Origin of the sequence: Collimonas humicola, from assembly GCF_018304945.1 — a bacterium.
GTDB classification, from domain to species: domain Bacteria; phylum Pseudomonadota; class Gammaproteobacteria; order Burkholderiales; family Burkholderiaceae_D; genus Collimonas; species Collimonas humicola.
On record NZ_JAGQEE010000001.1, the window covers coordinates 814112 to 832658 of the forward strand.

Sequence of the window (18547 nt, forward strand, 5' to 3'; positions counted from 1 at the left end):
GCAAGCTGCAAATTCCCCATAGGGGCAAAACGTTGATAAGGGTTTTCCTACCAAGACAGGCTGGCGGCCGGCCAGCGCCGCTGCACCGCAAGCCAAGGGAAGAATAGGCGCTAAATTACGTTTTCGCTATATTCTTCAATATATAGCGAAGATGCGAACGCCAGGTAGGCCAAACCGGCCCGGATGTGCGCAAACTCGCTGGAAGACCTGCCGACGCTCGGCATTTGCCTGGGCGCGCAATTGATGGCGGCAGCCTCGCATGCGCGGGTCTACCCGGGTTCTGCCGGTAAGGAAATCGGCTGGGAGCATTTGAGCGCAGACGACGATATGGAAGAGCACCACTATATCCGGAAGCTGATAGGCGCCGAGCTCAGGATGCTGCATCGGCCAATACGCAGGATATCGATCCTGCACGCCTGCGCGCCGACACTGAACAGTTCGGCCCCGGCTTTGAAGATGCATCGGCTGCGTTCTGGACCGCCTGGCTCAACAGCATCCGGGAGAACGTAGCGCCTCCGGCCGCGGCCGCAGGCTATGGCGGCAGTTGAGCTGGCGCGCGATGCAAGGAATTATTGCGCCTTGTCCCAGTGCATGCGCCGCTCTTCAGTTGCTTCCTTGAGCAAATGATAGGACCGCTCTGGATTTTTCTCTGCATCCGGACTTCCGGCATCCATGGCTAGCGCCAGCGACTGCAGCGCCGGCGGAAAATCCCCCTGCGCAGATTTCTCCAGCCAGCTGCGCGCCAGCACCGGGTCCTGAGGGACGCCGTCGCCCGCGGCATATGCGTTGGAAAGCAGGAACATGGCTTGCGCACTGCCGTTGGCGCTGGCTTGCTGCAGCCATGAAACGGATTGTTTCAGGTCTTGCGGCATGCCTTCGCCATACTTGGCCATGCGCGACAGCATCAAGGCAGCTCTTTCGTCCTCCTGCGCTGCCGCCTTTCCATACCATTGCGCGGCCGCCGCAGGATCTTTGCCGAGTCCCAGCTTGCCGTTGTAGTAAGCGCCGGCCAGGACAAAAGCAGCTTCTTTATCCCCGCCCCGGGCCGCCTTGATCAGCCAGAAAGCCGCATCTTTCTCGCTCGCTGCCTTGTCTTCGTAGGTCAGGGCCAATTCGCGCTGCGCGATTGATGAGCCGCGCTCTGCCCAGGCCTGCAATTGATCGACCGCAGATGCCTGCCCGCCCTGCCGGGCCAGCACGCCCAGGCTTTCCAGCTTCGCGCTGCCTGGCGCTGCCGGCTGCTGATCGCTACAAGCGGCAAGCAGCAGTCCGAAGATCAGCGCCACCGACAGATTTGAATATGTTTTCATCTTTACCAAACAAGACAAGCCCCGTGCAACCGGGGCTTGGTAAATCGAGGATGCCGGCCGCACCACGCCGGCCGCACCTACTTGCTCAAGTCGATCGCGTACTTGGAAAAGCCGCTGGGATCAAGAGCGCCCTCGGCGGTGACGCGGTTCAGGCCGAGCGCTTGCGCCACGGCCAGCTTGCCCGGCGTCGAACGCAGGATCACCGGCCCCTTGGTGGCTACCTTGACGAAGCTCCAGCTCTGGCCGCTGCCATTGTTCGCCTGCGTAACCTTGCCGAGCTTTTGCAGGTAGCCGCTGACCACCGCCTGGCTGGCGTCCGGCGACTTGATGATGGTCTTGCTGCCGTCGATGCCAGGGAAATTGCCGCCGCCGCTGGCGCGGTAGTCATTGGTGGCGACGATGAAATCGTCCGTGGCGGCCACCGGTTTGCCCTGGTAAGTCAGGTTGACGATACGGCTGCCGACCGGCTGGGTGACATCAATCTGGTACTGCATCGCATTGCCTTCGGCATAGAACACGTCGTAGTTGTAGATGGATGAATACGAGGGCACCAAGTCTTGTTCCGCGGTTGCGTTGGGATCGATCTTACCGAATTGCGAAGCGGAGGTTTCCAGCCAGTTTTTGAGGTCCGAGCCCTTGATTTTCACTGCCTGCAGATTGTTGTTGCTGTACAGGTAGAGATCGCCGGGATTACGAACCTGCAAGGCAAATGGCGCCGCCTTGGATGCGGTCGGCGCGACATCGGTGAAATCCGACGGCCCGTTGCGGCCGGCCTTGAACGGCGCGCTGCAAGAGATCACCGGGATGTTCTTGTAGCTGGCCAGCGTGGCGTCGGTGGAACTGCCGATGAAATTCTTGACATAGTCGATCTGCGCCTGGTTGACGATCTGGATCGCGCCGACATCGCCCGCCAGCGCAAAGTACGACGACATCTCGAAATCCGTAGTGGTGCCCAGCGGCTGCTGCGCATAGGCGATGGTGGCCTTGTGTTCGCTGTCCACCAGCGCCGCAATGGCGGGATCGGCCGCCACGCTGGTGACGCCGTCGGCATATTTGAAGCCGCGCGCTTCGACGGTAGTCAGGGGTTGCTGGATCACCCATTTGCCGCCCGTGTATTGCAGGGTCAGCTTGATGATGCCGAGGCGCCGCCCCCAGCTTTGCGCCATCACGGTCGGCACGTTATTGACAAAGCCGTTCTTGCTGTCGACGATGTTCTTGGGCAAAGCTGCCAGCGAAGCATCCAGCGCCGGCGCTTTGGCTTCCTTGGCTGCTGGGAAAATCAGGTGCGAATGGCCGACCAGCAGCGCGTCGATGCCGGTGGTCGAGAGATACAGGCTGCCGTTTTCCATCTTCGGGCTGTAGGGCGAGGCATCCAGCCCGCCGTGCGAGAGCGCGACGATGACGTCGGCGCCGGCGCTGCGCAATTGCGGCACGTACTGGTTGGCGCTTTCCTGCACGCCGTTGACATACACCTTGCCGGCCAGGTTCTTCTGATCCCAGTCCATGATCTGCGGCGGCACGAAGCCGAGGATGCCGACCTTGAGCGGCACTTCGATGGTCTTGCCGTCCGGCGTGGTGGCGGCGAACAGCTTGGGAATCACGGCATAGGGATTGAAAATCGGCTTCTGGCTGGCCACGCTATTGACGTTCGACAGCACCAGCGGGAACGCCGGCGCGCCGCAAGTGCCGGCCGGCTTGGCGACGCCGGTCACGCCAAGGTCGGAATTGGTGATCTGGCTGAGGAATCCCAGGCCGTAATTGAATTCATGGTTGCCGATGCCGCCGCCGTCGTACTTGAGGGCATTCATCACCTTGTGCACCGCCAGCGTGCCGCTGCAGGTGACCGGCGTGGCCTGCGCCTGGTAGTCGCCCAGCATAGTGCCCTGGATGACGTCGCCGTCGTCGAACAGCACGTTGTTGGGATTTTCAGCGCGCGCGCCCTGGATCAGGGTCGAGGTGCGGTCCAGGCCCAGGCTGGCGTCGGGCGCCAGCGCGTAGTAGTTATAGCCGAGCACATTGGAATGGATGTCGGTGGTCTCAAGAATCGCCATCTTGAGTACGCTGCCTTCCTGCACCTGCGCCGGCAGCGTGGAGGAACTGCTGCCGCAGGCAGCCACGGTCATTGCGGCGACGGCAGCCAGCGCCGGCTTGCCAAATTTATTGATCATCAAACGGTCTCCGGAAAAGAGAACGCGCCTTGGATGGCGCGTTCTTCATGTGGGGCGCGTGGTTCTGGCGTTATGTAACGGCCAGGTAACGCATTGTCGGGATTATGTATCCCGAATATGACCCCATCATGAATCCGGCAGGCAATTATTTATCAGTCGTCAGCCATCGGCCATCAGCTCTTGAGGCGGTAGCCGGTCTTGAATATCCACCAGAGCGCGCCCATGCACAGCGCCAGGAACGCCAGCGCCATGCCGGCGCTGATCAGCACGTTGACGTCGGCAACGCCATAGAAGCTCCAGCGGAAGCCGCTGATCAGGTACACCACCGGATTGAACAAGGCGATCTTTTGCCAGAACGGCGGCAGCATATTGATCGAATAGAAGCTGCCGCCCAGGAAGGACAGCGGCGTGACGATCATCAACGGGATCAGCTGCAGTTTTTCAAAGCCGTCGGCCCAGACGCCGATGATGAAGCCGAACAGGCTGAAGGTGACTGCGATCAGGATCAGGAAGGCGATCATCCACCACGGATGGGCGATCTCGAAAGAAATGAAGAGCCGCGCCGTGGCCAGGATCAGCAGGCCGAGGATGACCGATTTGGTGGCCGCTGCGCCGACATAGCCGCCGACGATTTCCACGCTGGAGATCGGCGCCGACAGCACCTCGTAAATGGTGCCGGAAAATTTCGGCATGTAGATGCCGAACGAGGCGTTCGCGGTGCTTTGCGTCATCAGCGACATGATGATCAGGCCGGGAATGATGAAGGCGCCGTAGCTGACGCCGTTGATGCTGACCATGTGCGAGCCGATGGCGGCGCCGAACACGACGAAATACAGCGCGGTGGAAATCACCGGCGAAGCGATGCTCTGCATCAGCGTGCGCCCGGTGCGCGCCATCTCGAACATATAGATTGCGCGGATAGAATGAAGATTCATGTTTATGCTTTCACCAGGTTGACGAAAATTTCTTCCAGTGAGCTTTGGCTCGATTGCAAGTCCTTGAAATCGATGCCGTGCTCGCTGAGCTGGCGCAGCAGTCCGGCGATCCCGGTTTGTTCGCTCTGGGCGTCGAAGGTGTAGATCAGCTCGTTGCCGTCGGCCGAGAGTTCTAGCTGGTTGCCGCCCAGGCTGTCGGGAATCTGCGACAGCGACCGCTGCAGGTGCAGCTTCAGCTGCTTCTTGCCGAGCTTTTCCATCAGCACCGCCTTGTCTTCCACCAGGATGATCTCGCCCTTGCGGATAACGCCGATGCGGTCGGCCATTTCCTCGGCTTCCTCGATATAGTGGGTGGTCAGGATGATGGTGACGCCGTTCTCGCGCAGGCCGCGGACCATCTGCCACATGTCGCGCCGCAGTTCGACGTCGACCCCGGCGGTGGGCTCGTCCAGGAACAGGATCTGCGGCTCGTGCGAGAGCGCCTTGGCGATCATCACGCGCCGCTTCATGCCGCCTGACAAAGTGCGGATCTTGGCATCCTTCTTGTCCCACAGCGACAGGTCGCGCAATATCTTCTCGATATGCGCCGGGTGCGCAGCCTTGCCGAACAAGCCGCGGCTGAAGGAGACCGTAGCCCACACGCTTTCGAAGGCGTCGGTGGAAAGCTCCTGCGGCACCAGGCCGATGCGCGAGCGCGCCGCCCTGTAGTCGCGCACGACGTCGTGGCCGTCGGCCAGGACCTGGCCCTGGCTGGGGTTGACGATGCCGCAGATGATGTTGATCAGGGTCGTCTTGCCGGCGCCGTTCGGCCCCAGCAGCGCAAATATCTCGCCGCGCCGTATCTCCAGGCTGATGTTTTTGAGCGCGCTGTGCCCTGATGCGTAGGTCTTGGTCAGGTTGTTGACTGAAATGATGGATTGCACTCGGCTTCCTTCTAAAATCCGGATAGTCATGCATTCTAATGGTGCTTTGTATTTACTGCTGGCAAGCGGCCATATGCAGGGAAGCAAGGAAAAGTGTCTCTACGGCCGGTTTTCCATTGCCGGAATCGGCTGCAAGCCATTGAAATTGCCGGGCTTGCTTAAATTGCACGATTATCACGCGGCGGGCGCGATTATTCCCGGCATTTGCGCAGACAGTGATTGCCTCGATCCAAAAAACTACTTACTCTCTCTGCCTATATCCATTTTTGCTTTGCTTTAAAGACAATATGAACGCAGCTATCCTGCTCACCGGGGCAACCGGCTACATCGGTTCCCACACCTGGGTTGAGCTGCTCGATGCCGGCCATGAGGTGGTCGGCGTCGACAACCTGGCCAACAGCAGTCCGCTGGTGCTGGACCGCATCAAGAAAATCACCGGCAAGACCCCGGTCTTCGTGCAGGCGGATCTGTGCGATCGCGCCGGCACCGAACGCTTGTTCCGCGATTACCGCATCGGCGCAACCATCCATTTCGCGGCGTTGAAATCGATAGGAGAATCGGTCGCCAAGCCGCTGGAATACTATGCCAACAACCTGAACAGCCTGCTGACGCTATGCACGGCGATGCGCGATGCCGGCGTGGAAAAAATGGTTTTCAGCTCATCGGCATCGGTGTATGGCGATCCGGCCGCCTTGCCCATCCTCGAGCATTTTCCGCTGGCGGCCTCGAGTCCCTATGGCCAGACCAAGCTGATCGGCGAGCAGATACTGCGCGACCTGGAACAGTCGGACCCGCGCTGGAAGATCGCCTATCTGCGCTATTTCAATCCGGTAGGCGCGCATAAGAGCGGCTTGATCGGCGAAGACCCGCGCGGCAATCCGGATAACCTGATGCCTTATATCGCGCGGGTGGCAGCCCGACGCAGCGCCAGGCTGCCGGTATTCGGCGGCGACTATCCGACCGCCGACGGCACCGGCGTGCGCGACTATATCCATGTGGTCGACCTGGCCAAGGCGCATCTTGCGGCGCTGAACTATCTGCAAGGCAAACAACAAAGTTTCACCGCGAATATCGGCAGCGGCCGCGGCTATAGCGTGCTGGAAGTCATCGCTGCCTACGAAAAAGCCAGCGGCCGGCCGGTGCCTTACGATATGGCGCCGCGCCGTCCGGACGATATCGCCTCGTGCTATGCCGATCCCGGACGGGCGGCCGAACTGCTGGGCTGGCGCGCAGAGGAAGACCTGGAATCGATCTGCACCGATTCCTGGCGCTGGCAGTCGCAAAACCCGGCCGGCTTTACCGATTGAGCTGCATTGCCCGGCGCCGCGAAGACAGGGGAAGACTAGGGATGAGTTGTCAATGCAGGATGGCGCCGTGTTTGCCGACCATGATCATTTCGACAAATTTCGAACCGTCGTGGTTGCCCGGCGAATATGACACCCGCACGCCGCCCAGGTCGAAATCGCGTATCGTCTCCAGCGCTGCAATCAGTTTCGGCCGGGTTGGATTCGGCCCGGCCCGGCGCAACCCTTCGGTCAGCAGTTTCGCCGCCACGAAGCCCTCAAACGCCGAATAGGAACTGGGCGGCGGCTTGGCCATGCCTTTCAGGACGCTCTGGAACTCCCGCGTCACGGCCGCCGCAAAGTCTTTGGGATAAGGCATCACCTGCATGACGCTGACGCCGCGGCCGTCGTCGCCCAGCGATTCGAAAAAAGTCTCGGAACTGACATTGGAGAGCATCATGAACGCCGGATGCGCGCCCTTCTTGTGCATCTGCTTGACGAAATCGGCGCAAGCTGACGGCGTGCACGCCATCAGGACTGCCTGCGGATTGGCGGCGGCGATGGCGCTGACCGCCGGCTCCAGCTTCAGGTCCTTGCGGTCATAGCTTGCGGTGACCAGCGGGCTCAGCTTATGCGCCGCCAGATTGCGCTGGAATCCTGCCAATCCATCCTTGCCGAAGCTGTCGTCCTGATACAGGATCGCCACCTTCTTGATGCCGAGCGAACCAAACAACTCGATCATTTTCGCGGTTTCAGCCTGGTAGCTGGCGCGCAGATTGAACAGATAGGGGTTGAACGGCTGATGCAAGCTCTGGCCGCCCGAAAAAGGCGCGATCAGCGGCACCTTCTCGCTCATCAGCAGCGGCAGCACGGCCTCCACAGTCGGCGTACTGCGGTAGCCGAACAGCGCCAGCGCGTTGTCCTGCTTCAGCAGCTTCTCGGTATTGAGCCGGGTGGTCTCCGGCTTGCGCTTGTCGTCATAGGACTTGAGCTCGATTTTGCGGCCATAGACGCCGCCCTGGGCGTTGACCCAGGCGAAATAAGCCAGCGCCCCCTCCATGTTTTCCTTGCCGGTGGCTTCGCCCGAAAGCTCCACCGACTGGCCGATGACGATTTTTTCCTGGCCCGCCCGCTCTTGCGCCTGGGCCAGCGCGACAGATGCAAATAAGAGTATGCCGATCAACATTTTCATGCTTGTCCCCCTGTTTGTAATTATTTTCTCAGGACAATACTCTTACAAAGCTTACAAACAGCTTACAAGCGGCTTTCAAACGACGTTCATTTCACGCCGATTTGTTGTAATCGCCGACCTGGCAGGCCATGGCGCTTCAGCGCTTGCGCCGAGCATTCCAGTCCAGGCCCGCGCTCCGCACCGCAGGCGCGGAGCGCCAGGCAGACAGGCATGCATGCACAGCTCATTTCTTGACGCGGGTAATCAGGCCGCTGCTGGCGTCTTCCGGATAAGCGTAAGCCACCTGCCCTTTTTGGATTTCGCCCATGACGATCATGTTCAGGCTGATGGCTTCATGGTCGGTCGGCGAAAACGGCCGCTGGTAGCGCGAAACCACGGTCGACAAGGTGGGCTGGCGCAAGTCTTCCAGGGCAGCGCGGATCTTGTCGCCGTCGGTGGAGCGGGCCTGGTGGATCGCCAGGATAATCAGGCGCAAGGCATCGTAAGTCTGGGCCGCAGCGACCGCCGACGGGATCCGGCTCACCTTGTTGGTTTTCTTATAAGCCAGCGCGAACTGGTTGCTGACCGTACCGCCGTGGTTTTCGATATAGGTGACCGCCGTACGCACGCCTTCGCTGCTATCTGCGGACAGGTCGATAAACGATTTATGCGACAGCGTCCAGGGACCGACAATCGGCAGTTTCAGCTTCATCATGGCGGCGCTTTTCGCCACCATCGCGCCTTCGTCCGCCAGACAGTACAGCACCACCGCCTGGGCGCCTGCTTCCCGCGCCTGCGCCAGCTGGCTGCTCATGTCTTGCTCGCCGACCTTGAAGCTGGCCACCGTCACCGGCGCCAGCTGGCGGCGCGTCAGCTCGTCCAGCACGCTCTGCTTGCCTGACTGGCCATAGGGCGTTTCATCATGCAGCAGCGCGATCTTGGTGATCTTGCGGCGGTCGATCAGGTCGTTCAGGATCACGATCGGCTGCAAGGCATCGCTGGCGGAAATACGGAACACATAGCTGACGGCGGAGGCCGGCGGCATCAGTTGCTCGTTGATGACGGCGCCGGTGGCGCTGCTGATGATCACGGGGATCCTGGCGTCCTGGAATATTTTGGCGGAAGGCAGCGCGACGCCGGTGTTGCCGAAGCCAACCGCGGCGACGACTTTTTCCTTGTCAACCAGATCCCTGGCGATGCGGGCGCCGACTTCAGGCTTGGCTTCATCGTCGCGCTCGACCAGCTCGACGCGGTGCCCCAGTACGCCGCCAAACTGATTGATGTCGCTCAGGAAAACCCGGGCGCCGCCGCGTATGCTTTCGCCGATGTCTTCGGACGACTTCCCGGTAATTGGGCCGATGACGGCGATCTTGATAGGCGGTTTTTCAGCAAGAGCCGGAAAACTTGTACAAAGAATCAGGACTGGCAACATTCTTTTGAAAGAAAATTTTAGCAACATCGTCTCCATTCAGTAGTGTTCAGGTTTTCCTGTGCCGGATGAACCGCGCAGCAATGCACTGGCGTTGTTATGTGTCTTGCTGCGGTCTCCATAAGGAAGTTATTGCAATTACAACACAAGCTGATCACGGCTCGTTCTAAGTGCACACGTAAAAACGGCTCCCTTGGGGGAGCCGTGAAACCTGTCCATCAGCGATTCTGCCTGCCGTCCCGGCGTAATGCTGAAGCCTTCCTATCTACCGCGTTTTTTTCTGCGCACCACGACAGTGCCCGCCATCTTGTCGTGCCAGCCTTGTTTTTTGTTGTCGAAGGCCACCCATATGAAGCCCAGGCACAGAGCAAATGCGGAGACGAAATAGCCGATGTAACGCACGGCCAGCTGGAACGGCCTGGGGTCCGCGCCGGTCTTGGCATCAGCTATTTTCGCGCCGATCATCATTTTCCCCGGCGAGCTTTGCGTCAGCAGCCAGAACGCCAGGGTGGCGGCGAGGGGAAATACCCACTCGAAGAGAACACCGCTGAAGCCCTTGAACAGCCTGTCGTCCTGCCAGTATGCGCGACCGTAGACCGCCAGCATGATGGGAATGATCACCAGCAGCTGCAACACCGAGTCGACCAGGCTGGCCAGCATGCGTGGCCAGAATCCTACGTACTCCAGTTCAGATTGCGTTTGCTCCATATGACGGCCTTTGCTGTGAGCGCTACGATGCGGATTGAACGACGACTAGACTACTTGATGCGCTGCTTTTCCAGCTTACGCGCCAGTGTACGGCGATGCATGCCCAAACGGCGCGCCGTCTCGGAAATATTGAAGCCGGTTTCCACCAGCACTTCGTGGATGCGCTCCCATTCCAGCGTCTTGATCGAGGTCGAACGCGTGCTCAGTTCAAGCTCGGCCACCCCGGCAACGTGGCCGAAAGCGGCCTCGATGTCGTCGGTATTGGAGGGCTTCGCCAGGTATTGGCAGGCGCCCAGCTTGATCGCTTCCACCGCCGTGGTGATGCTGGCGAAACCGGTCAGCACCACGATCAGCATGGCTGGATCGTGCTTGTGCAGCATCTGCACGCAAGCCAGTCCGGAAGTATTGTCGCTCAGCTTGAGGTCGACCACGGCATAGCCCGGCGAATGCTGCTGCAGCAGTTGCGCGGCTTCATCCAGGTTGGCCGCCAGCAGCACTTTGTAGTCGCGCCGCTCGAACGAACGGCCGAGCGTGCGCGCGAAAGTGGCGTCGTCTTCAATGATCAGCAGCAGACGATCAGCCGGCATGTTCTGTTTCCTCTTCTTCCAGGCGGATGGCCGCCAGCGGCAGCGTCAACTGCACCAGCGCCCCGCCCTGCGGCCGGTTGCTGGCGCTGAAAGTACCGCCCAGCTTGCGGGCGACGTTGAACACGAAGAACAGCCCGAGGCCGCTGCCCGGCCGTCCCTTGCTGGATTGATAGGGCTTGCCGATCTGGGCCAGGATGGCGGGCAGGAAGCCGGGGCCGCTGTCGGTGACGACCAGGACCAGCGCGTCGCCTTCGCGCGAGGCCTCCAGGCTGACCCATTGCGGCGAGGCTTCCAGCGCATTGTCGAGGACATTGCAGATCATCTGCTTGAGCGCGGAATCGAAGGCCACCGGGATGTCTTGCTCGATGCGGTTTTCGTAGGCGAACGAAACCACCGGCCGGGTCGCGCCCCATTCCTTCGCCAGGTCGTTCAGGAAAGTGTTGATGGTGGTCTTCACGGACGATTCGCCGCGCGCCTCGCCGGCCGACAGCAGGATGCCGCTGACGATGCTCTTGCAGCGCTGCAGCTGGGTTTGCATATCGCCGATTTCCTCCAGCAATTCGTGGTTTTGGCTGAACTCGGGCATGCGCCGCCAGTCGCCCAGGATCACCGACAAGGTCGCCAGCGGCGTCCCCAGTTCATGCGCTGCGCCCGACGCCAGCAGGCCCATGCGGACGATGTGGTCTTCCTCGGCGGCGCGCTGGCGCAGTTCGGCCAGCTGGGCGTCGCCGGCGCGCAGGTTGCCGTTGATGCGGGTGATGAAAAACACCAGCAGCGCGGCGTTGAGCACAAAGCACATCAGCATGCCTTCCACATACAGGCTGGACAAGGCGTTGCCGTGATCTGGCGGAAACGCCAGCGGTTCGGAAAACAGCGACAGGCCGGCCAGGCACAGGCTGGTGATGGCGACCATGGTCCAGGTCGACCAGGCTTCCAGCAGCACAGCGCTGAGGATCACCTGCAGCAGGAAGAGAAAGGCAAAGGGATTGGTGGTGCCGCCGCTCAGGTATAGCTGGGCGGTCAGGATGCCGACGTCGACCAGCAGCGCCAGGAACAGTTCGCCGTTGGTGGCGACGCGCCGCTCGTGCCAGCGCAGGTGGCTGGCGATATTGAACGCCACCAGGCAGGCCAGCACCTTCAGCATGTGCGGCAAGGGCAACTGGATGCCGAAGCCGAGGATGACGATGGCGATCGTGGTGATCTGGCCGATCACGGCAATCCAGCGCAGCTGGATCAGCTGCAGCATATTCTTGTGGCCGGCAGCGTTTTCCACGCCTGCCGCCACTGTCCATCGCTGTTTCAACTCTTCTGTATTTGTAAGAATATCAATTTTGCTTGCCATCTTTACTTTCACTTTGGTCCTCGCCGGCCGCGCTGTCGGCATTCTGCGGCGATTTTCGTTCTTCGCGCACGACCCAGTAGCAGGCGCCCGCCACCATCAAGGCGAGAGCATACCAAGTGAGAGCATAAACCAAGTGGCTGTTGTGAAAGGCAATTACTGTCAAACCGGCAACCGGACGCAGCCCGTCGCCGATGTCCTGCGCGGCAGGCTGGCGCACGGCTTCGGCGTCGACAAAGTAAGGCGCTACCCGGTCCAGGCTGCGCGCCGCCGCGATCGCTTGCACATCGCGCGAATACCAGCGGTTGCCGGCGGGGTCGTTATGACGCAGGAAGCCGCCGCCCGGCTCGCTGATGCGCAACAGGCCGTTGACGACGACCGGCGCGGATTCCGCGACCGCCACCACGGATTCGGGCGTAGCGGTCGGCACGAAGCCGCGGTTGACCAGCACCGTGCTGCCGTCGGCGCCGCGCAAAGGCGTCAGCAGCCAGAAGCCGCCGCCCAGCTCGGTCGAGGCCTGGACCCGGGTGGTCAGTGCATACAGGTAGTAGCCGCTGACGCGCACATGGCGGTATTCATCGGATTCGGCACTGATGCGCGGCCACAGCGCCGGTCCCGGGGCGGCCGCGACAGGCGCATGCACTCGCGCGTCGACCCGCTGGATCAGGTCCAGCTTCCACTGCAGGCGCTTGATTTGCCAGCTGCCGAGGGAGAAAAAAGCGGCAAACAGCAGCACAGCGCAGGCCAGCAGCGCCGTTTTTGCCGCCCTGGAGCGCGAACGCGGCGCCGTTGCCGGCGCCGCGTTCTGGTTTGCCGGGCTCAGCGAGCCCTGCGGTTCTGGTCTCATCGTGCTGGTTTTATGGCATATCGTGCATGCTGTGCGACTTCGGCATGGTCGACATGTCCATGCCTGGCATGCTCTGCATCGACTCAGGCACAGTCTCGTGCATGGACGAATCCGTCATCATGCCCGGCATCATGTTGTGGTTCAGGTGATACATGACCCACAAGGAACCGCTCAGCATGATGAACACCAGCATGATCGTGAAAATCAGCGCCAGCATCGACCAGCCGCCTTCGGACTTGGTGTTCATGTGCAGGAAGTAAACCATGTGCACCACGATCTGCACGGCGGCGAAGCCGAGCAGCACCAGTCCGAGCGTGCTGGACTTGTCGATGACCTTGCCCATCACCAGCCAGAACGGGATCGCGGTGAGGATCACCGCCAGGATGAAGCCGGTGGTGTAGCTTTTCAGGCTGCCGTGGTCGGCGTGCGTGTGGCCGTGATGATCGTCGTGGCCATGGCCGATAACTCGGGCCGGGTGTTCTTGATGTCCGCCGCTCATGGCAAAACTCCCATCAGATAGACAAAGGTGAAGACGCCGATCCAGACCACGTCCAGAAAGTGCCAGAACATCGACAGGCACATCAGGCGACGGCCGTTTTCCGGGGTCAGGCCGTGGCGCTTGACCTGGAACATCAATGTGACCAGCCAGACGATGCCGAAGCTGACGTGCAGGCCGTGGGTCGCCACCAGGGCGAAGAAGGAAGTCAGGAAGCCGCTGCGTTGCGGACCGTAGCCTTCGTGGATCAGGTGGGCGAACTCATACAGTTCGAAGCCGATGAAGCAGGCGCCGAGGATGCCGGTGACCGCCAGCCACGCCAGGGTCGCGCCCTTGCGCTTGCGCTGCATTTCCAGCATGGCGAAACCGTAAGTAATCGACGACAGCAGCAGCAGCGAAGTATTGACCGCGACCAGCGGCAGGTCGAACAGCTCGGCGCCGGTCGGGCCGCCTGCATAATTGCGGCCCAATACCGCGTAAGTGGCAAACAGACAGGCGAAGATCAGGCAATCGCTCATCAGGTAAAGCCAGAAACCCAGCAAGGTGCCGTTTTCCGGATGGTGCTCGCGGACGTAGAAGCGCGCGCTCGGGTCAGCCGTGCCGGTGGCGCTATTGGTATTCATAGTGAGATCAGACATGGCTAGCCAGCAATCGTGTGCGTTCGCCCTCGGTGCGGACGACTTCGTCCGCCGAGATATGGTAATCGCGGTTGTAGTTGAAGGTGTGGACGATGATGGCAGCCATCATCGCGGCAAAGCCGAGGACCGCCGCCAGCCACATGTGCCAGATCAGGGCAAAGCCGACGGCTGCGCTGAGCGCGGCGATGATGAAGCCGGCGCCGGTGTTCTTCGGCATGTGGATGGCGACGAAGTCTTTCAGCGGACGGGTGTAGCCGTTGGCTTTCATGTCGGTCCAGGCATCGTTGTCATGCACTTTCGGCGTGAAGGCGAAGTTGTAGTCTGGCGGCGGCGACGAAGTCGACCATTCCAGCGTACGCGCGCCCCATGGATCGCCGGTGGTGTCGCGCAGTGCATCGCGGCGGCGGTAGCTGACCACCAGCTGCACCACGAAGGAAGCGATGCCCAGTGCGATCAGGACGGCGCCGAAGGCAGCGATCTGGAACCAGATCTGCAGCGACGGATCTTCGAAGTGCCCCAGGCGGCGGGTCACGCCCATCAGGCCCAGCACATACAGCGGCATGAAGGCGACGTAGAAACCGATGGTCCAGAACCAGAAGCAGCACTTGCCCCAGAAATCGTCGAGCTTGTAGCCGAAGGCTTTCGGGAACCAGTAATTGATGCCGGCAAACATGCCGAACAGCACGCCGCCGATGATCACGTTGTGGAAGTGGGCGATCAGGAACAGGCTGTTATGCAGCACGAAGTCGGCTGGCGGCACCGCCAGCAGCACGCCGGTCATGCCGCCGATGACGAAGGTGATCATGAAGCCGATGGTCCACAGCATGGGCAGCTCGAAACGGATTCGGCCGCGGTACATGGTGAACAGCCAGTTGAAGATCTTGGCGCCGGTCGGGATCGAGATGATCATCGTCGTGATGCCGAAGAACGAGTTGACGCTGGCCCCCGAACCCATGGTGAAGAAGTGATGCAGCCACACCAGGTAGGACAGGATGGTGATCACCACGGTGGCGTAAACCATCGAGGTGTAGCCGAACAGGCGCTTGCTGCTGAAAGTGGAAACCACTTCAGAGAAGATGCCGAAAGCCGGCAGGATCAGGATATAGACTTCAGGATGGCCCCAGATCCAGATCAGGTTGACGTACATCATGGCGTTGCCGCCCATGTCGTTGGTGAAGAAGTTGGTGCCGAAGATGCGGTCCAGCGACAGCATGCCCAGTACCGCGGTCAGGACCGGGAATGCGGCGACGATCAGGACGTTGGTGCACAAGGCTGTCCAGGTGAACACCGGCATCTTCATCATGTTCATGCCAGGCGCGCGCATCTTGACGATGGTGGCGATCAGGTTGATGCCCGACAGCAGGGTCCCTACCCCGGCAATCTGCAGCGCCCATATATAGTAGTCGACCCCCACATCCGGACTGGCCAGAATGCCGGACAGCGGCGGATACGCCAGCCAGCCGGTACGCGCGAATTCGCCGACGAACAGCGACGCCATCACCAGGCCGCCGCCGAAGGTGGTCATCCAGAAGCTGAAGTTATTGAGGAAAGGGAAAGCAACGTCGCGCGCGCCGATCTGCAGCGGCACCACGTAGTTCATCAGGCCGGTCACCAGCGGCATCGCGACGAAGAAGATCATGATGACGCCGTGCGCCGTGAAGATCTGGTCGTAATGATGCGGCGGCAGGAAGCCTTCCGAACCGCCAAACGCGAACGCCTGCTGGGCGCGCATCATCAGGGCGTCGGCAAAGCCGCGCAGCAGCATGACCAGGCCGAGCACGACGTACATGATGCCGATTTTCTTATGGTCGATGCTGGTGAACCAGTCGCGCCACAACGTACCCCAGACCTTGTAATAGGTCAGCGCGCCAAGCACCGCTGCGCCGCCGAGCGCGACCATGAGGAAGGTCGCGATAAGAATCGGTTCGTGATAGGGAATCGCTTCCCAGGTGAGACGGCCGAAGATCAGCTTCGTCAGATCGATATGGTCTAGCATCATTACTTTCCGGTGAAAAAGGGAAACATGGCGCCTGACGGCGCGCCATTGCTTGCAGAGCGGAGCGCTGCTTGCCGGTGTTGCATTGCTTGCGTTGCTTGCATTGGTTGCTGGCCAGGCGGTGTTTGCAGGCCCTTATTCATGATGTTGTTCCATCTTGTGGCCGCCCATCATCTGGTCCATGCACATCTGGCCCGGTTCGATGCAGCGGTTGAGAATGGCGTGGTACAAGTCCTGGTCGACAGAAGCGTAGGAACGCACCGGCTCTTTTTCGCTGGGCTTTTCCAGCTGCAGGTAGTCAGGACGATTCAGATGGCCGCCGGCCGCCTTGCGCGCCTGCACCCACTTGTCGAAGTTTTCCTGGGTCAGGCCGTGGAACTTGAAGCGCATGTCGGAAAAGCCGGCGCCGCTGTAGTTGGCAGAGAAGCCGTCGAACTCGCCTGGACGGTTGATCACCGCGTTGAGCGAGGTCTGCATGCCGGGCATGGCGTAGATCTGGCCGGCCAGCGCCGGGATGAAGAAGGAGTTCATGATCGTCGACGAAGTGATCTTGAAGCGGATCGGCATATCGACCGGCGCCGCCAGTTCGTTAACGGTGGCGATGCCTTGTTCCGGATAGATGAACAGCCACTTCCAGTCCAGCGCCACCACTTCGACCGTCAGGGTCTTGGCGTCGGCCGGAATCGGACGGTCCGCATCGAGGCGCGACAGCGGCCGGTACGGGTCCAGGGTGTGGGTGCTGATCCAGGTCAGCAGGCCGAGGGCGATGATGATCAGCAGAGGCGCGCCCCAGATCACCAGTTCGAGTTGTGTAGAGTGGTCCCAGTCCGGCTCGTAGCGCGCGGCGGTATTGTTTTTACGGTAGCGCCAGGCAAACCAGATAGTCAATGCGATCACTGGCACGATAACCAGCAGCATCAGTAAGGTGGAGACGACGATCAGGCGTCCCTGCTGAGAGGCGATATCGCCGGACGGATTCATGACTACTGTGTTGCAGCCAGCCAGGAGGAGCACAGGCAAGACGGGCAGCAGAAGCAATCCGCGACGAGAAATTAGGGAAACCATGGAGTAAAAGTCCAGTCGAAGCTATCAGATCGTGGTACTGTACACTGACTGGTGCGCGTTGGCGATTGGACGTTTTGTCCTACCCTTGCCAGTGTAGCGTTTCGCTTGTAATCGCATGAAATGAAGCCTCGGATTATGCGCAAAACGCCACGCTAAGCGTCGGGAAGGGTCGCCATGCCAGCAGGCACGGCCATAATTAGTAGAGACCTAAAACCCACTAGAGACAAAATTATGATGACCAGTACTCATAGCCATAATGGCGATCTTTCCGCTAATCTCTCGTCCGCCCAAGACGTCCGCAGTGCCAAGTCTGACCATCCTGAAGTCGCCCCGGGCGAAATAGCCATCGGCGTGGTGATCGGCCGCGCCTCGGAGTACTTCGACTTTTTCGTCTATGCGATGGCCTCGGTCCTGGTGTTCCCGGCGGTTTTCTTTCCGTTTGAGCAACAACTGGAAGGGACGCTATACGCCTTCGTGATTTTCTCTTTCGCCTTCCTCGCCCGGCCGTTCGGCACCGTTCTGTTCATGGCGATCCAGCGCCGCTTCGGCCGCGAAGTCAAGCTGACTGCCGCGCTCTTCATATTGGGCATTTCCACGGCCGGCATGGCCTTTTTGCCGACTTATGAGCACCTTGGCTTCTATTCGATACTTCTGCTCTCGTTGCTGCGTATCGGCCAGGGCGTCGCCCTCGGCGGCTCATGGGACGGCCTGCCGTCGCTGCTGGCGCTCAATGCGCCGCAAAACAAGCGCGGCTGGTACGCCATGCTGGGGCAGCTGGGCGCACCGGTGGGCTTCATGATCGCCGGCGCCCTGTTCGCCTACCTGCTCGGCAACCTGACCACGGAAGACTTCCTCGACTGGGGCTGGCGCTATCCGTTTTACGTGGCCTTCGCCATCAACGTCGTAGCGCTGTTCGCTCGCCTGCGCCTGGTGTCGACGCCGGAATATGCGCGCCTGCTGGATGAGCGCGAACTGGAGCCGACCAAGGTCATCGAAATGACGCGCTCGCAAGGCCGCAACCTGCTAATCGGCGCGCTGGCCGCCCTGGCAAGCTATGCGCTGTTCCATCTGGTGACGGTGTTCCCGCTGTCGTGGATCAGCCTGTATTCGATGCGCTCGGTGCACGACTTCCTGATCATCCAGGTCGTCGGCGCTGCCCTGATGGCGGTGGGCGTAGTGGCCTCGGGCCTGATTGCCGACCGCCTGGGCCGCCGCACCACGCTCGGCAGCTGCGCGATACTGATCGCGATACTCAGCGCCTTCGTGCCGACACTGATGAACGGCGGCGAGCTGGGCCAGAATATCTTCATCCTGCTGGGCTTCAGCTTGCTGGGCCTGTCCTACGGCCAGGCAGCCGGCGCGGTCACCGCCAACTTCCCTGCCAAGTATCGCTATACCGGCGCCGCCCTGACCTCCGACCTGTCATGGCTGGTCGGCGCAGGTTTCGCACCGCTGGTGGCGCTGGGCCTGTCGGCCCACTTCGGCCTTGCCTATGTCAGCTTCTACCTGCTGTCGGGCGCTGCCTGTTCGCTGGCGGCCCTGAGCCTGAACCGCGCGCTGGAAATACGCGATTAGGCAAGCGAATCGCTGCTGCGCATGGCCTTGCCGATCAGGGCAAGCCATCCGCAGCAGAATGCCGTGCCGGATGCATG

General features: G+C 60.8%; 18 protein-coding genes. 4 read left to right on the forward strand and 14 right to left on the reverse strand.

The window, feature by feature from the left end; all coding sequences use genetic code 11:
- The first annotated feature begins 243 nt into the window (after nucleotides 1–243).
- On the forward strand, nucleotides 244–510 hold the full coding sequence (locus tag KHU30_RS25630; RefSeq protein WP_407928034.1) for a hypothetical protein: 267 nt from the start codon (nucleotides 244–246) through the stop codon (nucleotides 508–510).
- A 59-nt stretch (nucleotides 511–569) separates the two neighbouring features.
- Here the strand turns inward: KHU30_RS25630 and KHU30_RS03695 are convergent, their stop codons facing one another.
- The 4 genes from KHU30_RS03695 to KHU30_RS03710 all read right to left on the reverse strand — a co-directional run bounded on the left by KHU30_RS03695 (nucleotide 570) and on the right by KHU30_RS03710 (nucleotide 5336).
- Nucleotides 570–1310, reverse strand: a complete 741-nt coding sequence (locus KHU30_RS03695; RefSeq protein ID WP_211441270.1) for a tetratricopeptide repeat protein — start codon at nucleotides 1308–1310, stop codon at nucleotides 570–572.
- Nucleotides 1311–1387: 77 nt separating this feature from the next.
- On the reverse strand, nucleotides 1388–3478 hold the full coding sequence (locus KHU30_RS03700) for a bifunctional 2',3'-cyclic-nucleotide 2'-phosphodiesterase/3'-nucleotidase (RefSeq protein ID WP_211441271.1): 2091 nt from the start codon (nucleotides 3476–3478) through the stop codon (nucleotides 1388–1390).
- 173 nt (nucleotides 3479–3651) lie between these two features.
- On the reverse strand, nucleotides 3652–4413 hold the full coding sequence (locus KHU30_RS03705) for an ABC transporter permease (protein WP_211441272.1): 762 nt from the start codon (nucleotides 4411–4413) through the stop codon (nucleotides 3652–3654).
- Nucleotides 4414–4415: 2 nt separating this feature from the next.
- The gene (locus tag KHU30_RS03710; RefSeq protein WP_211441273.1) at nucleotides 4416–5336 is read right to left on the reverse strand and encodes an ABC transporter ATP-binding protein; all 921 of its coding nucleotides are present in this window, start codon (nucleotides 5334–5336) and stop codon (nucleotides 4416–4418) included.
- Between the two features lie 28 nt (nucleotides 5337–5364).
- Between KHU30_RS03710 and KHU30_RS03715 the strand changes: the two genes are divergently transcribed.
- Entirely contained in the window at nucleotides 5365–5616 is a 252-nt protein-coding gene (locus KHU30_RS03715; protein WP_211441274.1) for a hypothetical protein, read from the forward strand.
- A 7-nt stretch (nucleotides 5617–5623) separates the two neighbouring features.
- A complete protein-coding gene (galE, locus tag KHU30_RS03720; RefSeq protein WP_211441275.1) occupies nucleotides 5624–6643 on the forward strand; it encodes a UDP-glucose 4-epimerase GalE in 1020 nt (339 codons plus the stop codon).
- Nucleotides 6644–6692: 49 nt separating this feature from the next.
- Here galE and KHU30_RS03725 read toward each other — a convergent pair whose 3' ends face one another.
- The 10 genes from KHU30_RS03725 to cyoA form a co-directional block, all read right to left on the reverse strand.
- Nucleotides 6693–7811: an ABC transporter substrate-binding protein gene (locus KHU30_RS03725; RefSeq protein WP_211441276.1), complete on the reverse strand. Its 1119-nt coding sequence runs from the start codon at nucleotides 7809–7811 to the stop codon at nucleotides 6693–6695.
- A 223-nt stretch (nucleotides 7812–8034) separates the two neighbouring features.
- On the reverse strand, nucleotides 8035–9222 hold the full coding sequence (locus KHU30_RS03730; protein WP_230427171.1) for an ABC transporter substrate-binding protein: 1188 nt from the start codon (nucleotides 9220–9222) through the stop codon (nucleotides 8035–8037).
- Nucleotides 9223–9480: 258 nt separating this feature from the next.
- Nucleotides 9481–9927, reverse strand: coding sequence for an RDD family protein (locus KHU30_RS03735; protein WP_211441278.1), 447 nt, complete (start codon nucleotides 9925–9927; stop codon nucleotides 9481–9483).
- Between the two features lie 50 nt (nucleotides 9928–9977).
- A complete protein-coding gene (locus KHU30_RS03740) occupies nucleotides 9978–10514 on the reverse strand; it encodes a response regulator transcription factor (RefSeq protein ID WP_061940801.1) in 537 nt (178 codons plus the stop codon).
- The gene (locus KHU30_RS03745) at nucleotides 10504–11760 is read right to left on the reverse strand and encodes an ATP-binding protein (protein WP_407928035.1); all 1257 of its coding nucleotides are present in this window, start codon (nucleotides 11758–11760) and stop codon (nucleotides 10504–10506) included. The genes KHU30_RS03740 and KHU30_RS03745 overlap by 11 nt, the downstream gene beginning before the upstream one ends.
- A 79-nt stretch (nucleotides 11761–11839) precedes the next feature.
- Complete coding sequence (locus tag KHU30_RS03750; RefSeq protein ID WP_211441280.1) at nucleotides 11840–12700, reverse strand: SURF1 family protein; 861 nt, start codon at nucleotides 12698–12700, stop codon at nucleotides 11840–11842.
- 10 nt (nucleotides 12701–12710) lie between these two features.
- On the reverse strand, nucleotides 12711–13199 hold the full coding sequence (cyoD, locus tag KHU30_RS03755; RefSeq protein ID WP_211441281.1) for a cytochrome o ubiquinol oxidase subunit IV: 489 nt from the start codon (nucleotides 13197–13199) through the stop codon (nucleotides 12711–12713).
- A complete protein-coding gene (cyoC, locus tag KHU30_RS03760) occupies nucleotides 13196–13834 on the reverse strand; it encodes a cytochrome o ubiquinol oxidase subunit III (RefSeq protein WP_211441282.1) in 639 nt (212 codons plus the stop codon). The genes cyoD and cyoC overlap by 4 nt, the downstream gene beginning before the upstream one ends.
- Entirely contained in the window at nucleotides 13827–15830 is a 2004-nt protein-coding gene (gene cyoB / locus KHU30_RS03765) for a cytochrome o ubiquinol oxidase subunit I (RefSeq protein WP_211442189.1), read from the reverse strand. The genes cyoC and cyoB overlap by 8 nt, the downstream gene beginning before the upstream one ends.
- Nucleotides 15831–15965: 135 nt before the next feature.
- Nucleotides 15966–16895: a ubiquinol oxidase subunit II gene (gene cyoA, locus KHU30_RS03770; protein ID WP_211441283.1), complete on the reverse strand. Its 930-nt coding sequence runs from the start codon at nucleotides 16893–16895 to the stop codon at nucleotides 15966–15968.
- Between the two features lie 231 nt (nucleotides 16896–17126).
- Between cyoA and KHU30_RS03775 the strand changes: the two genes are divergently transcribed.
- Complete coding sequence (locus KHU30_RS03775) at nucleotides 17127–18470, forward strand: MFS transporter (RefSeq protein WP_407928017.1); 1344 nt, start codon at nucleotides 17127–17129, stop codon at nucleotides 18468–18470.
- Nucleotides 18471–18547: the final 77 nt, after the last annotated feature.